This window comes from Corynebacterium sp. UBA4397 (assembly GCF_002390965.1).
Classification (GTDB): domain Bacteria; phylum Actinomycetota; class Actinomycetes; order Mycobacteriales; family Mycobacteriaceae; genus Corynebacterium; species Corynebacterium flavescens.
The window spans coordinates 16,852-30,204 of record NZ_DGRD01000029.1 but is presented as its reverse complement, the minus strand read 5'-3'; the positions used below and the strand labels follow the sequence as shown (position 1 = coordinate 30,204).

The window sequence follows — 13,353 nt, the reverse complement described above, 5'->3', positions numbered from 1 at the left end:
CACACTTTTTGCTCCTTAGCCCTGTGTCTGGGTCCCGAGTTGGGCGGTTTTGGAGGGTTTTCACGGTAGATAGTGGCCAAAATTGGCCGGTAGCTTCTAGTCTTGAACGCGCCGGCCTAGTTCTCAGCGCCGCGGAAAGGCACAAGAAAGCCCTCGCCGCTCTGGCAAGGCTTCAAGCAGTGAAGGCAAGCGGGGGCGAGGGCTAGAGCGCGCTATTGCTTCTTAGCGGGCGCGGCGAGCGAGGTGCTCGGTGTCCACGATGAGGACGGACTTGCCCTCGAGGCGAATCCAGCCGCGGTGCGCGAATGTGGCCAAAGCCTTGTTCACGGTCTCGCGGGATGCTCCGACTAGCTGGGCAATCTCCTCTTGGGTGAGATCGTGGTTGACGCGCAGGGCGCCACCTTCCTGTGCGCCGAAGCGGTTAGCCAGCTGCAGCAGGGTCTTGGCCACGCGGCCGGGAACATCGGTGAAGATGAGGTCAGCGAGGTTGGCGTTGGTACGGCGCAGGCGGCGGGCAAGAACGCGCAGGAGCTGCTGGGCAATGGCCGGGTGATCAGAGACCCACTGCTTGAGCATCTCCGAGTTCATGGTCGCGGCCTGAATCTCCGTCACGCAGACGGCAGAGGAGGTGCGGGGGCCCGGATCGAAGATGGAGAGCTCTCCGAACATGTCTGAGGGGCCCATCACGGTGAGCAGGTTCTCGCGGCCATCCGGGGCATGCCGGGCGAGTTTAACCTTGCCCGAGATGATGATGTAGAGGCGGTCTCCGGGCTCACCCTCATCGAAGATGGTGGTCCCGCGTGGAAAACGCACGGTCTCCATCTGCTCGATGAGGTTCTGCACGGCTACGGGATCTACGCCTTGGAAGATTCCGGCGCGGGAAAGAATGTCCTGTACGCCTTCCACGTTTGACTCCTTGGTTTGACGATGTCGAAGTGACGGTGATATCAGCGAAGAATTGCGGAGATGACCGCGGTGGCGTTGATATCGATGGGGGGGGTATGGGCTAAGAGGCAGATGAGCCACTGTGCAACGCAACTCATACTACAGTGTAATTTGTCACTTTTCCTAGTACTCCGAAAAATTGTCACAGGAACTAATAAGTGCTAGGGAATGTGAGTCTGGAGGGTCCCTCAGTGATGGAGCACCGAGGCTTCCAACTTCTCCATCAACATGGCAAAGAGAGCGATGGCCAGTGGGACGAGTACTACCAATGGGATCATGATTGCCATCCTACTAAGCTGAATGCATGCCCCTTGCACCGCCCGAAGTTCGTGCCCCGCAGATCAACGCGGCGCTTGCCGCCGAGTACCCCGATGCGCATTGCGAACTTGATTTCCGCAGTCCACTTGAGCTTTTGGTGGCCACGGTTTTGTCGGCGCAATGCACCGATGCCCGTGTCAACAAGGTAACTCCGCGCCTTTTTGCGGCCTATCCCACGGCGGCAGACTACGCGGCTGCTCGGCCGAGCGACCTCGAGGACAACCTGCGCCCCTTGGGCTTCCAACGCGCGAAGTCGCGCCACCTCATCGGCATCGGGGAGAAGCTCATGGCGGATTATGGTGGTGAGGTTCCACGGGACGTCGCCAAGCTTGTGTCTTTGCCTGGGGTAGGGCGCAAGACCGCGCTCGTGGTGCGCGGGGACGCTTTCGGGCTGCCTGGGCTGACGGTCGATACCCACTTCAAGCGTTTGATGCACAGGCTGGAATTGAGCGCTGCAACGACGCCGCTCGCCATCGAGAAGGATATAGCCCGCCTCATTGAGGAATCGGAGTGGACCTTGTTTTCGCACCGCATCATCACTCACGGCCGTCGCGTCTGCCATGCGCGTTCGCCCGAGTGTGGCGCCTGCGTGATCTCCGGTTTATGCCCGGTAGGCGATAGGGTGGCGGCATGAGAAAGTACCTCTTTGCCACGGTGGTGGCCGCGCTGGTGATAGGAGTCATCGTGGTCATCGCCGCTGCCTCCTTGCTCAGCGGGCATTCCCAGCGCAGCGGTGAGAACCGCGAGCCAGCTCAGGGCAACGAGGCTTCGCCTAGCACTGGAGCGCTGGGCGGGGAAGACGGCGAGGTAGCGTCGCGCCCGGATTGCCCGGCCGGCCCCGTGGCAGGCGTGGACCTGGACTGCCTGGGCGGACAGGATTCGCTGCCGTCTGCGGATGAGGGCATCACCGTGGTCAATCTCTGGGCCTGGTGGTGCGAGCCCTGCCGCACGGAACTGCCCTTGCTGGAACAGGTGGCCAAGGCTCACACGGACTGGCAGGTCGTTGGCGTGCACGCCGACCGGGACGCCCGCAAGGGAGCTGCCTTCTTGAATGACCGTGGTATTGATCTTGCCAGCTACCAGGACTCCGATAACGCCTTCGCGGGCGAGCACGGACTGCCTGGCGTCATCCCCATCACGCTCGTGCTGGTGGATGGCCAGGTTAAGGGCACCTTCATTCAGCCTTTCGAGTCCGTGGAGGACATCGAATCCGCCGTGCAGGGGGCGCTGGAGTGACGCGGCTGCGCCCGGATTTGGCGCCTGCCTGGTTGCGGCCAGCCTTGGGGCTAGATACCGCAAAGCTGCAGCAATCCATTGGTAGCGACCGCACGCGCGTATTTGCCGGTCCCCTGCCGCGCCGTCGGCGCGAATCAGCGGTGCTGTTGCTGTGGAAAGGCCGCAGCTTTGCGGAGGCGGAGGTGCTTTTGACGCACCGTTCGCCCACCATGCGTGCGCACTCGGGGCAAATAGCCTTTCCCGGCGGTCGCAGGGACGCCGCGGATGCCACCCTCATCGATACCGCGCTGCGGGAAGCCGAGGAGGAAACCGGTCTCAATCGGGCCACCGTCACGCCCCTGGAGCTGTGGGAGGAAGTCAATATTCGTGCCACAGGCAACCCGGTGAGCACCGTGCAGGCCTACTGGCACTCACCGGAGAAGGTGTGGGCCGCCAGCTCGGAAGAAACCGATGACGTATTTTGCCTGCCTCTAGCGGAGCTCATTGACCCAGCTCACCGTACCCAGGTTGGCTTCAAGGAGTGGTCCGGCCCGGCCTTCTTTGCCCGCGGTTACGTGGTGTGGGGCTTCACAGCCGGGGTGCTGTCCACGCTCATCGCACATGCGGGGTGGGAAGAGGAGTGGGATAACAATTCGGTACTAGACCTGCGTGAGACTCTCCTTGCTTCCCGCAACAATGAGAAGATGGTCTAAATCGTTTCCCGTGTGAGAAAGTTTGTGTCCCCGTGACCCCTTGGCTTGTTGTAGACGCACTCATCGTCGTTGCCGTAGCGCTAGCGCTATTGAGCGGCTGGCGGCAGGGTGCAATCTCGGCGGTGCTTTCCTTGGCCGGCGTGGTCAGTGGATTGGTGCTGGGTGCTACCGCAGCGCCCTTTGCCATGCAGCTCACGGACCAGGTGGCGCTGCGTTTCCTGCTGGGAATCGGCGTGGTCGTGCTGCTTGTGGGGCTGGGCCAGCTCGTCGGCGCCAGTATCGGCGCCAACCTGCGGGATCGGATGAAGGCCCGTTCCTCCCAGCGCCTTGATTCCGGCATAGGTTCGGTCTTCCAGGTGCTGGCGGCGTTGCTGGTCATCTGGTTGGTTTCGCTGCCTTTGGCCTCCAACCTCGGCGGAAGTGCCGGCCAGGGCATGCGGGAATCGCGCATTCTGGGCGGGTTGAACCGCGTGGCGCCTGAGGCCTTGTCCGCGCTGCCCAACAAGGTGGCGGCCATGCTCAACGAGTCCGGGCTGCCCCCGCTGGTCTCGCCGTGGCAATCTGTCGGCGGTGCCGGGGATGTCGGGGTGCCCGATTCTGAAGTGGACAATCCTGAGCTCATCCAGGCGGTGCGGCCCTCGGTCATCCACGTGCTTGGCGACGCCGAAGTATGCTCCCGCCGTCTCATGGGCTCCGGCTTTGTCACGGCGGAGGACTATGTCATCACGAACGCCCACGTTGTCGCCGGAACAGAGCGCGTCCACCTCGATACGGTGGATGGCCTGCGTGAGGCCAAGGTGGTCTACTACAACCCCGACGTCGATGTGGCGGTGCTCTATAGCCCGAACCTCGGCATAGCGCCCCTTGAGTGGGCAAGTCAGCCCGCCCAGACCGGGGATGATGCCATTGTCCTAGGCTTCCCGCTTTCCGGACCTTTTGAGGCGGATATGGCGCGGGTGCGGGACCGCATCACCATCGCCGGGCCCGATATTTACTCCAGGGGCCGGGTCGAGCGTGATGCCTATACGGTGCGCGGATCCATCCGTCAGGGCAACTCTGGTGGCCCGATGATTAACGAGCAAGGCCAGGTCCTCGGCGTGGTATTCGGAGCCTCCGTCGATGATTCTCAGACCGGCTACGCGCTCAGCGCGGAAGAGGTCCAAGGCCATATCGGTGACGTGAACTCCCTGCGCAAACCCGCCGATACTGGCTCCTGCGTGGCAAACTAATCCTCCCCGCGAGCCGGGATGCCGCTGCGAGGAGGACAATGTTTATTCCGCGAGGCCGAGGTTCTCGCCGGTGCCAATCTCGATGTGCAAGCCAGGAACCGAATTGATGAGGTTCTTGGTGTAATCCTGCTGCGGGTTTTCAAAGACCTCATCGGAGGTGCCCTGCTCGACAACCTGTCCTTTCTTCATCACCACGATGTCATCCGCCGTTTGGCGCACGACCGCAAGGTCGTGGGTGATAAAGAGGTAGGAGAGCTCGAGGTCACGCTGCAGCTGGGCGAGCAGCTGGATGATCTGGTTCTGCACCAACACGTCCAGCGCGGACACGGCCTCGTCGAGGACGAGAACCTCAGGCTTTAGTGCCAGGGCGCGGGCGATGGCGATGCGCTGGCGCTGCCCGCCGGAGAGCTCGTTCGGGTAGCGGCGCATGGCCGAGCACGGCATGGACACCATATCGAGCAGCTCGGCCACCCGCTGCTCGCGCTCCTTGCGCGAGCCAACGCGGTGCAGGGCTAGCGGCTCCTCGATGCACTTGAAAATGGAGTACATGGGATCCAAGGAGCCGTAGGGGTTCTGGAAGACCACCTGCATCTTGCGGCGCAGATCGAAGAGCTGCTTGCGCGAGAGGTTAGAGGTGTCTTGGCCCTCGTAGGAAATGGTGCCGGAGGTGGGCTCAAGCAGGTTGAGAACCATGTTGGCCACGGTGGACTTGCCCGATCCGGACTCGCCCACCAGGGCCAAGGTGGTGCCGCGGTGGAGATCGAAGGAGACATCATCGACGGCCTTGAGGACCTTCTTCTCACCGCGCTGGCCGCGGATATCGAATTCCTTGCAGAGGTTTTTGACCGAGATGACGGTCTCTTGAGGCTTCTCGCCATCGGCGGTGGCGGCGACGTGCTTGGCAGTCTCGAGGCCAGCCTCGTGGGCGGCGCGGATGCGAGAGGACGCGAGGGAAGGGGCAGCAGTGACCAGCCGGCGGGTATAGGGGTGCTGGGGGTCGCGCAGGATCTCGCGCGAAGGGCCCGATTCCACGATGCGACCACGGTGCATGACAATGAGATGCTCGGCGCGCTCGGCAGCAAGACCGAGGTCGTGGGTAATAAAGAGCACGGCGTTGCCCAGCTCCGCAGTGAGGGTATCGAGGTGGTCCAGAATGGTCTTTTGGACCGTGACATCCAGAGCCGAGGTGGGCTCGTCGGCGATGAGCAGCTTGGGCCGCGCGGCTAGGCCCATGGCGATGAGCGCGCGCTGGCGCATGCCGCCGGAGAACTCGTGGGGGTATTGCTTGGCGCGACGCTCGGCGTCGGGAAGCCCGGCCTCCTCGAGCAACTCGACGACACGGTGATGATGCTCGCTGCCTTTGACCACGTGATTGGCGCGCAACGATTCATCGATCTGAGTGCCGATGCGCCACACCGGGTTGAGGTTGGACATGGGATCCTGGGGAACGAGGCCGATCCTATTGCCGCGCAGCGCCTCAAATTGCTTGTCATTGAAGTGCGTGATGTCCTGACCCTCGAAGAGGATGCGCCCGCCGGTAACGCGGCCGGTGCCGGGCAAAAGCCCGAGGATGGCCATGGCGGTGGTGGACTTGCCCGAGCCGGACTCGCCCACAATCGCCACGGATTGTCCCGGGTAGATGCTCAGGTCGACGCCGCGAACCGCCTCGACCACGCCGGTGGAGGTGGTGAAGGAGATCTTCACGTCCTGCATTTCCAGAAGTGGCTGATTCATTAGCGCTTCCTCGCTTTCGGATCGAGGGCGTCGCGGACGACGTCACCCATCAAGATGAAACTTAGGACAGTCAGGCCCAGGGCACCGGCAGGGTAGAAGAGCACGGCCGGATTGACGCGCAGCGAGGCCTGGGCATCAGAGATGTCGCCGCCCCAGGAGACGAAGGTGGAAGGCAGGCCAATGCCCAGGAAGGACAGCGTGGCCTCGGCGACGATGAAGGTACCCAGAGCCACCGTGGCATAGGAGATGATCGGGGCTGCGGCATTGGGCATGATGTGGCTGAAGAGGATGCGGCCGTCGGAAGCCCCGACGGAGCGGGCTGCCTGGACAAACTCCTCGTTCTTGATGGACATCACGGCGCCGCGGGTGATGCGGGCGATGGAAACCCAGCCAAAGAGCCCGAGGACGAGCACCACGGTGATAATCGTGCGATGCTCCTTGAACATCTGCATGACAACGATGGCAGCAAGAACCAGGGGAATGGCGAAGAAGATATCGGTGATGCGGGAAAGAACGGCATCGATCCAGCCGCCGAAGTAGCCCGCCAAGGCGCCGACGATGGAGCCGATGAGGACCACCAGGGCGGTGGCGAGGATGCCCACGGCGACGGACGCGCGTGCCCCGTAGATGACGCGGGCGTAGATGTCGCAGCCTTGGCGGTTAAAGCCAAAGGGGTGGCCGGACTCGGAAGGATCGAGCGACCTGGATAGCTCGCAGGAACGCGGATCGACGCTGGTGAACATCCCCGGGAAGAGTGCCAGCAATACCGCGACGAGGATCATCGCGGAGGCGACCCAAAAGAGGGGACGGCGGCGCAGGTAGCGCCACGCCTCACCCCATTGGGAGGAGGGGGCGGATTCATCCTTGACCGCGTCGACGGCTCCGAGGCCGCTCTCATCCGTGGTGGCGATGAAGTGTTCTTGGCCGGGGCGCAGGGTGGTGTTATCGAAGTTAGGCATAGCGAATCCTCGGATCGAGTACTGCATAGAGAAGGTCAACCAGCAGGTTGGCGATGATGTAGATGATCACCAGCACCGTGGTGAAGGAGACGATGGTCGTGGGCTCACCGCGCAGGATGGCCTGGTACATGGTGCCGCCGACGCCGTTGATGCCGAAGATGCCCTCGGTGACGATGGCGCCGGTCATCAACGTGCCCAGGTCGGCGCCGATGAAGGTCACCACGGGGATGAGTGAGTTACGCAGGACGTGGCGCACGATGACCGTGCGATTGCTCAGACCCTTGGCGCGGGCGGTGCGCACGTAATCGGCCCGAAGATTCTCGCTGATGGATTCCCTTGTGAGGCGGATGACATAGGCCAGGGACAGCGCGCCAAGGACTATCGCGGGCATGAGCAAGGACTTGAAACTCTCGTTGGCTCCGACGGTCACCGGCAGAAGGCCCCATTTAATTCCGACGAGGAACTGCAGGACGAAGCCGATGACGAAGGAAGGCACGGCGATGACGAGCAGGGAGGCCACCAGCACGGTGGAATCGAAGAAGCCGCCGCGGCGCATACCGGCGATGACGCCGAAGACGATGCCGAAGACCAGCTCGAAGCAGATGGCCATGAGCGCTAGCTTGACCGTCACGGGGAAGGCGTTCGCCATGACCTCTGTGACGGGGACTCCGGAGAAGGTGGTTCCGAAGTCGAGGAGGAAGATGCCCTTGATGTAGAGCAGGTACTGGAGGATGAAGGGTTTATCCAGATTGTATTCGGCTTCGATCCGGGCTCGTGCCGCCTCGGTCAGGCCGCGATCGCCGCCCAAGGCCTCGACTGGATCGCCCGGCATGAGGAAGACCAGCGCGTAGATGAGCAGGGTGGCCCCGAAGAACACCGGGATCATCTGGAGCACTCGGCGCCCGATATAGCGCAACATAAAGTAGTCCTTTTGGGTTTAGTAAGTGTGCAAAGTCCCAGCCACGACCGCAGGCTTTACGGAGAGAAAGCCCCGCCCTGCGCTGAAAGGCACGGGCGGGGCGATGTACTCGTTGCCCGCGGTGATGCTGGGTTTCTAGGAAACGAGTCGGTCTAGGACTTGGTGATCTCGTAGTAGACCGGCTGTGACTTCCACGAGAAAGTGACGTTGTCTACGGCCTCCGAGTAGCCGCCGGTGGCATTGGGGTACCACAGCGGGATGGAAGGCAGATCCTTGAAGAGGACGGCCTGGGCCTCGTTGTACTTTGCAGCTGCCTCATCCTGGCTGCCGGCGGTGGATGCTTCCTTGAGGAGCTGATCGAACTCCGGGTTGGAGTAGTCACCGTCGTTGGAGGAGCCGCCGGTGGCGTAGAGCGGGGCGAGGAAGTTACCCAGTGACGGGTAGTCTGCCTGCCAGCCGGTGCGGAATGCGGACTTGATGGTGCGGTTGGTGACATCATCGCGCAGGGACTTGAAGTCCGGGTACGGGGTGCCCACTGCCTCAATGCCCAGGGTGTTCTTGATGCCATTGGATACGGCGTCTACCCAGCTCTTGTGACCGCCGTCAGAGTTATAGGCAATCTCGAAGGAGGGCGAGGTCCACTCGTTGATCTCATCGGCCTGGGCCCACAGTTCCTTGGCTTTCTCCGGGTCATACTTGACCACGTCGTTGCCCTCGATGTTTGGGGAGAATCCAGGCAGAACCGGGGAGGTGAAGTCGGTGGCAGGGGTGCGTGTGTTCTTGAAGATGGTCCCGGTGATCTCCTCACGGTTGATGGCATGGGAGATTGCTTGGCGACGCAGCTTTCCTTCCTCGCCACCAAAGTGCTCCAGGTTTTCACCGATGGTGAAGGACTGGAAGCCGGCGTAGGGCTGGTTGATGGCGCGGTCACCGAGGTCTGCCTCGTAGACGTCGAAAGCAGCGTCGGGGACGGCCTCAAGGACGTCGAGGTTTCCGGCCAGCAGATCCGCGTAGGCCGCGTCCTGTCCGGCGTAGAAGACGAAGCGGATGCCGTCGTTGGCCGGCTTGCGGTCGCCTTTGTACTCCTCGTTGGGGACGATGGTGGCGTCCTGGTTGTGATTCCATTCGGCCAGCTTGTAAGGGCCGTTGCCAATAGGGTTCTGGCCGAAGGCGTCCATGTCATCGAAGGCGACCTCAGGCAGCGGGTAGAAGGCCGAGTAGCCCAGCTGCTGCGGGAAGTCAGCCTCTGGGGAGGAAAGCTCGATGGTGAAGGTCTTGTCATCGACCACCTTGAGTCCCTCGAGAGACTCGACGCTCTCCTTGTAGCCCTTGATGCCGCTGAAAAAGGAAGCGTTGAGCTGATCGTTGGCCACGGCGTAGTTCCACGCATCTACGAAGGACTTCGAGGTGACGGGCGTGCCATCGGAGAAAGTGCTGTCCTTGAGCTTGATGGTGAACATGGTGTTGTCATCATTGGGCTCGATCGACTCAGCGAGCTCTAGCTTGGTTTCGCCATCGGCGTCATAGTAGGCAAGGCCAGCGTAGATGGAATCAACGATTCTTCCGCCGCCGACCTCATTGGTGTTGGCCGGGATGAGCGGGTTCTGTGGCTCGGTGCCGTCGGCGAGAACGTAGTTCTCCCCGCCTCCTGCGGCTCGGGTGCTGGAATCGTTGCTGTCGCTGCTGCAGGCTGCGAGAGCAAGGGTCATGGATGCTGCCGAAAGTGCGGCAATCGTCTTCTTGATCGTCATGGGATGGGAGAGACCTCCGAAGTTGCACGAAAGATGGAAAACCTGTGATCTGGTTTACTGAAAAGCTACCTTGTGTTCGGTTACACACACAAGAGTTAACCTAACAAACCATACCTTTATTTCTATCACGCGATAGGTAGTAAACGTTAACCTGCGATTATTGCGGCCGTGACAGCAACTCCCTCCCCCTATGGGGGTAGGTCATATCATTCTAAGGGGAGCCTAAATGCGTCCCATCCAGCTGGCAATCGTTTGCGCAAACGTGACAGGGTTCTCCACATGCGGCAAGTTCTTGGAGTCGGGGATGGTGCTCGCAGTAAAAGTTCCCCGGACCCGCTTGGTGGCCCTTTTAATCACTGGTCGCCACAGCTTCTGATCGGCGTGCACGAAGAGCACTGGGCGGGTGACTGCAGTCTCTACCCATCCGAAGGGAACAACGGCAGTGCGCAGGCGATGATTCCACAGGATCCCACGGCCGACATTCCCGATTCTTGAGGCCTGAACGCGCAGCGAGAAGATCTTTTCCTTCTCGCTCTCCGGAAAATGCGTGGAGACATTGAGATCCAGATCGCGGCGATAGGCGGCCACGCTCAGCAAAGGATTGCGACGCACCAGCGTCTTGGGCAGACGGCATAGGAAAGCGCGTAGGGATACCCACCCAAAGTCCCAAGGGCGCGCTGCCACCGCGCGACGCAGATCAACTGGATGCGCCGAAGATATGGACACCAGCCCGCGAATGCGCTCTGGGTGGCTGGCGCTCAAGGCCCAGGCCACTGCCCCTCCCGAATCCGCCCCCACGAGGAAAGCGGAGCTGTGTCCCATGGCCTGAATCAGCCCGAAGATGTCTCCCACCGCCGTGCGGATGTCTTGGCCGGCCTCCACCGGCGGCTTATCGGACATGCCGAAGCCTCGCATATCCACGGCGGCGACATGGAATCCACGCTGGGCAAGAGGGGCTATCACCTTCTGGAAATCAAACCAGCCGCCAAAGGAGCCGTGGATGAGGACGACGAGCGGATCGGATTTGTCCCCTGCCGTCGCGGCATGCAGGCGCAGACCGCGAGTGTGGAAGAACTCGTGCTCGAAGGGGCCGTCGAGTTCGACTACGGAGGGGGAAAGCGGCAGGTGGGTCATGGAGAACCTTTCTACATTGCCCGTGCCAGGCGACGCCCGCGGACGGTGAATAGTATTAGCGCGATAGAAAAACCGCTCGGGCGAAAAAGAGCGCCGAGCGGGGGATAGGGAGAGTGTGATAAAGAGGGAGGCTTTTCTAGAGAGCTAACACCTTGTGAAGGGGAGAGAGGGCTTAGGTGAAAAGTCCGCTGCCCTTGTTTAGGGACTTCGCGGCCTTGCCCGGAACCAGGTTCTTTAGCTCCTTGGTTGACTCTATGGTCTTCTCCGGCATCCTTATCTGCTTGACCTTCTTGAAACCGACGAAGGCCACGATGGCTGCGAGGACGATCATCAAAAGGAAGACAATGAGGAATGCGGCCCAGCGGTCAAGCCACACGCTCAGCAGCTCGGCGAGGAAGAAGAAGAAGAAGAAAGAACTGTAGAGCGCAACGGTGCCAGCGACGCCGAAAAGCCCCGCGCCGATGCCGCCCTTCTTTGCCGAGACTGCCAGCTCTGTCTTGGCCAGTTCTACCTCGGAGCGCACCAGTTGCGACATTTGCTCGGTGGCGTTTGATACCAGTTGCCCAATGGATGCCTCACCGGTTTTTGAGGTATCCGAATCGCTTAAGGGGATCGAGTTAACCTTCGGAGCGAATTGCTCGGACCCGTCAGTGAATAATCCTTCTTTGCTCACGGTAAAAAACTCCTAGCGTCGATACAAAATCTTTTTACGGTCATACTAATGAACTTTATTCGCTCCACGAAGGCGCGACTCTCACGTGAACCTACACAGCTATCATATAGGTTATGCCAGATTCTGATCCCTTGTCCCCGCTTTTGGAGCTACCGGGGGTCGAAGCCGCCGCAGCTGCCGCGGTGGAAAGCATCTCCCGCGCCCACCGCCGCCCAGCAGGATTGCGCAAGTTTGAGCTCATCTCCTCTGAATCGCTCATGCGGGGCGCGCGCTCGAGCGTCTCCATCTCCGGCGCGGTCATTCCTCCTGCCCCGGCCCCGGAGGACGTGGAGCACGGCCCTCTGGCCGAAGCCATCAGCGCCTATTCCTTGCTTGCCCCGCCCCTGCAAGAGAGCACCGTCCGCACCTTTGCGCGCGCCCCTTTGCAGGTGCTGGCGCGAATCGACGTCGCCGCAGGGGGCCACGGCATCCCTCAGTCCGGTGCTGCCCGCCTGCAGTCCCTGGCGCGCCTCATAACTCATGGCAGCGGGGTAGCCTTCGATAGGCTGCTGCCGGTAGTAGTGCAGGCAGAGATCGCCGCGGGGGGTTTCTTTGGTCCTCGCAGTGGGCTTGTCGCTCAGGTTGCAGGTAGGGTGGCCGCGATTCACACCGGTCTTGACCCGCGCGGTTTCGCCGTACCGGAGGGCTATCTCAACCGGCACCGCGAGCGCTATCACACGCTTCTCGCGGACTTTTTTGAGCAACCTGGCCCGCTTTTAGAGATGCTCCTTGCAGCTTGGAAGGCCGGGGGCGAGGAAGCCGACGCGATTGCGCGCGCCGTTTAGGCGGAGTGCTTGGGGTTGAGAAAACCCGTGGGGTGCTGCGCCAGCCATATGCCGGCCGCGACGATTGCTGCCGCGCCCGCGACCACGGAGGCCCCGATGCCAACTTCTTTGGCGCCCGGCATGCTCAGCAGCGGCACCGGATCCTTGAAGGTGCGGATATCCCAGCCTTGATCGAGCGCGTGCTTCTTCATGCCACGATCGGGATTGACGGCCACGGGGTGGCCCACTAGTTCCAGCATAGGAATGTCCGTGGCGGAATCGGAATAAGCATAGGATGCGGCCAAGTCGATGTTGTCCTCGGCTGCAATCTCGCTCAGTGCCGCCGCCTTAGCCGGCCCCTTGCAATAGTGCAGGATCTTGCCGGTGAACTCACCGTTGTCCTCCTCCAGCCGTGTGGCTACTACGCGCTCTATGCCGAGTTCGTGCGCGATGAGCTCAACAAGCACGGATGCCGAGGCGGAGACAATAACAACCTCGTGGCCGGCCGCGCGGTGACGGGAAATCAGCTCCCGCGCCTCAGCGTAGATCGCCGGCGTGACCACGTTGTGCATGGTCTCCCGCGCGATATCGCGCACCTCTGCGACTTTCCATCCAGCCACCATGGTTGCCAATTGATCCCGGGTGGCATCCATCTGCTCGCTCGACTGGCCTGCGAACATGTAGCTGGCCTTGGCCAGTGACATGTGGAGGGCCTCGGCCGGAGTGATAAGTCCGTTGGCCAAGAACTCGCGCCCGAATGCAAAGGCCGAGGAGGTGGCGATGATCGTCTTGTCCAGGTCAAAAAACGCCGCCACCTTGCCGGTGCTTGCGCCACTGCGGCGCGCACTCGCAGCCTGCGGCGAAAGGTGGTGTGGGGTCATTGCCTGCCTAATCTCAGTTAAGTCTCGGCCTTGAAGGCAGAGATGACGGTGATGCTGATGATAAAGAAGTTACGGATGT

13 protein-coding genes are annotated in these 13,353 nt (G+C 61.5%); 5 read left to right on the top strand and 8 right to left on the bottom strand.

Annotated elements, in window-relative coordinates; all coding sequences use genetic code 11:
* Positions 1–222: 222 nt before the first annotated feature.
* A complete protein-coding gene (gene glxR / locus B2696_RS06520; RefSeq protein WP_276622419.1) occupies positions 223–906 on the bottom strand; it encodes a CRP-like cAMP-activated global transcriptional regulator GlxR in 684 nt (227 codons plus the stop codon).
* Between the two features lie 343 nt (positions 907–1,249).
* Between glxR and nth the strand changes: the two genes are divergently transcribed.
* From nth to B2696_RS06500, 4 genes are read left to right on the top strand one after another with little or no spacing between them, the layout of a single operon-like run.
* The gene (gene nth / locus B2696_RS06515; RefSeq protein ID WP_286954566.1) at positions 1,250–1,897 is read left to right on the top strand and encodes an endonuclease III; all 648 of its coding nucleotides are present in this window, start codon (positions 1,250–1,252) and stop codon (positions 1,895–1,897) included.
* Positions 1,894–2,499 (top strand): TlpA family protein disulfide reductase, encoded by a 606-nt coding sequence (locus B2696_RS06510; RefSeq protein ID WP_286954565.1) that lies wholly within the window; start codon positions 1,894–1,896, stop codon positions 2,497–2,499. Before nth ends, B2696_RS06510 begins: the two co-directional genes overlap by 4 nt.
* The gene (locus B2696_RS06505; protein WP_075728987.1) at positions 2,496–3,191 is read left to right on the top strand and encodes an NUDIX hydrolase; all 696 of its coding nucleotides are present in this window, start codon (positions 2,496–2,498) and stop codon (positions 3,189–3,191) included. Before B2696_RS06510 ends, B2696_RS06505 begins: the two co-directional genes overlap by 4 nt.
* A gap of 32 nt (positions 3,192–3,223) precedes the next feature.
* Positions 3,224–4,420: a MarP family serine protease gene (locus tag B2696_RS06500; RefSeq protein ID WP_075728988.1), complete on the top strand. Its 1,197-nt coding sequence runs from the start codon at positions 3,224–3,226 to the stop codon at positions 4,418–4,420.
* 42 nt (positions 4,421–4,462) lie between these two features.
* Here the strand turns inward: B2696_RS06500 and B2696_RS06495 are convergent, their stop codons facing one another.
* From B2696_RS06495 to B2696_RS06470, 6 genes are all read right to left on the bottom strand, one after another.
* Positions 4,463–6,154 (bottom strand): ABC transporter ATP-binding protein, encoded by a 1,692-nt coding sequence (locus tag B2696_RS06495; RefSeq protein ID WP_276622422.1) that lies wholly within the window; start codon positions 6,152–6,154, stop codon positions 4,463–4,465.
* The gene (locus tag B2696_RS06490) at positions 6,154–7,113 is read right to left on the bottom strand and encodes an ABC transporter permease (RefSeq protein WP_286954562.1); all 960 of its coding nucleotides are present in this window, start codon (positions 7,111–7,113) and stop codon (positions 6,154–6,156) included. The genes B2696_RS06495 and B2696_RS06490 overlap by 1 nt, the downstream gene beginning before the upstream one ends.
* Positions 7,106–8,032, bottom strand: a complete 927-nt coding sequence (locus tag B2696_RS06485; protein ID WP_276622424.1) for an ABC transporter permease — start codon at positions 8,030–8,032, stop codon at positions 7,106–7,108. The genes B2696_RS06490 and B2696_RS06485 overlap by 8 nt, the downstream gene beginning before the upstream one ends.
* Before the next feature lie 152 nt (positions 8,033–8,184).
* Complete coding sequence (locus B2696_RS06480; RefSeq protein ID WP_286954560.1) at positions 8,185–9,783, bottom strand: peptide ABC transporter substrate-binding protein; 1,599 nt, start codon at positions 9,781–9,783, stop codon at positions 8,185–8,187.
* A gap of 222 nt (positions 9,784–10,005) precedes the next feature.
* Complete coding sequence (locus B2696_RS06475) at positions 10,006–10,917, bottom strand: alpha/beta fold hydrolase (protein WP_286954558.1); 912 nt, start codon at positions 10,915–10,917, stop codon at positions 10,006–10,008.
* A gap of 172 nt (positions 10,918–11,089) precedes the next feature.
* Complete coding sequence (locus B2696_RS06470) at positions 11,090–11,590, bottom strand: phage holin family protein (protein ID WP_286954556.1); 501 nt, start codon at positions 11,588–11,590, stop codon at positions 11,090–11,092.
* A gap of 113 nt (positions 11,591–11,703) precedes the next feature.
* On the opposite strand from B2696_RS06470, the gene B2696_RS06465 reads away from it, so the two are divergent.
* Positions 11,704–12,414 (top strand): oxidoreductase, encoded by a 711-nt coding sequence (locus tag B2696_RS06465; RefSeq protein WP_286954554.1) that lies wholly within the window; start codon positions 11,704–11,706, stop codon positions 12,412–12,414.
* Here the strand turns inward: B2696_RS06465 and B2696_RS06460 are convergent.
* The gene (locus tag B2696_RS06460; protein ID WP_286954552.1) at positions 12,411–13,274 is read right to left on the bottom strand and encodes an HAD family hydrolase; all 864 of its coding nucleotides are present in this window, start codon (positions 13,272–13,274) and stop codon (positions 12,411–12,413) included. The two genes, B2696_RS06465 and B2696_RS06460, sit on opposite strands and share 4 nt — an antisense overlap.
* Between the last annotated feature and the right edge of the window lie 79 nt (positions 13,275–13,353).